The organism is Actinoplanes rectilineatus (genome assembly GCF_000962825.1).
Classification (GTDB): domain Bacteria; phylum Actinomycetota; class Actinomycetes; order Mycobacteriales; family Micromonosporaceae; genus Actinoplanes; species Actinoplanes rectilineatus.
Map to the genome: position 1 here is coordinate 1 of NZ_JZKF01000207.1, position 1105 is coordinate 1105.

1 protein-coding gene is annotated in these 1105 nt (G+C 64.7%); it reads left to right on the plus strand.

What is annotated here, in order from left to right:
- The first annotated feature begins 13 nt into the window (after nucleotides 1-13).
- The gene (locus tag WH85_RS46105) at nucleotides 14-1105 is read left to right on the plus strand and encodes an IS630 family transposase (protein ID WP_157411668.1); all 1092 of its coding nucleotides are present in this window, start codon (nucleotides 14-16) and stop codon (nucleotides 1103-1105) included.

Here is a 1105-nt window from a genome sequence, read left to right on the forward strand (position 1 = left end):
GTAGCGTCGAGTGATGTCGCGTGCTGGCCGTCCGATGGTGCCGCTGGTGTTGACCGAGCGGGAACGAATGACCTTGACGAACTGGACTCGTCGGGGGTCGACGGCGCAGGTGCTGGCCAAGCGGGCGAGGATCATCCTGGCTTGCGCGGAGGGCCTGTCGAACACGGAGGTGTCGCGCAGGCTGGGTGTCGATCTGTCGACGGTCGGCAAGTGGCGGCAACGATTCCTGGCGCATCGGTGTGACGGGCTCGGTGACGAGCAGCGGCCCGGCCGGCCGCGGTCGATCACCGTGGACCGGGTCGAAGAGGTGATCGTGGCGACGCTGGAGCAGGTGCCGTCGAACGCCACGCACTGGTCGCGTGCGTCGATGGCCGCCCGGACCGGGTTGTCGAAGTCGACGATCGGCAGGATCTGGCGTGATTTCGGTCTGCAGCCGCACCGGGCGGACACGTTCAAGCTGTCCACCGATCCACTGTTCGTGGACAAGGTCGTCGATGTCGTCGGCCTGTATCACCATCCGCCCGAGCGGGCCGTGGTGTTGTGTGTCGACGAGAAGTCACAGATCCAGGCCCTGGACCGCTCACAGCCGGTGCTGCCGATGATGCCCGGCATGCCCGAACGGCGTACCCACGACTACCACCGTAAGGGTGTCACCAGCTTGTTCGCCGCGTTCGACATCGCCGACGGCACAGTGATCAGCGAACTGCACCGCCAGCACCGGGCGACGGAGTTCAAGCATTTCCTGACGACTATCGACAAGACCGTGCCCGCCGGCCTGGACGTCCATCTGATCTGTGACAACTACAGCACTCACAAGACCCCCGCGATCCGGGCCTGGCTGGCCCGGCATCCCCGGTTCCACATGCATTTCACCCCTACCGGCTCGTCCTGGATCAACCAGGTCGAACGCTGGTTCGGCTTCCTCACCGACCAGAAGATCCGACGCGGGGTCCACAAGAGCGTGCAAGCCCTGGAAGCCGACATCCGCGACTGGGTCACCGACTGGAACGCCAACCCGCGCCCGTTCATCTGGACCAAGACCGCCGAGGAGATCCTCGAATCAATCGCCAGATTTTGTGACCGAATTTCCGGCGCAGGACACTAG